This window comes from Klebsiella sp. MS 92-3, assembly GCF_000195655.1.
Lineage (GTDB): Bacteria > Pseudomonadota > Gammaproteobacteria > Enterobacterales > Enterobacteriaceae > Klebsiella > Klebsiella pneumoniae.
The window spans coordinates 1-401 of the sequence record NZ_GL882851.1; positions in this window are offsets into that span (position 1 = coordinate 1).

Here is a 401-nt window from a genome sequence, read left to right on the forward strand (position 1 = left end):
ATTGACGGATCCCCGAAAGAAAAAAACGCCTGCGCTGAAATCAGGGCAGGCGTTAAAACAGGTCTGTTTGACAACAAATTGGGTGCTTCACTCAACGTAATGTCCATGGTGTTTGATGAGGCATAAATGCGACATCTGTCAGTGGACGATAAGCACCGTAAGAACGGCTCTGCATCATTCCGGAGTTTATGAGGCACGAAGGCGAACATAAGAGATGGAATGAGCATCTACCCGATTATTATCGCACAGGATCCGGGGAAATTGCATCTACCACAGTGATGAATTGAGAGTTTTCCTGACGCGTATTCTTAAGCAAAGAGAAGATTTTTTATCAGCAAGATCAGAGAAATAAGAGATGGCGGACGGCAGCAGAAAACAAAAAACCCCCCCCCCCCGGGGGG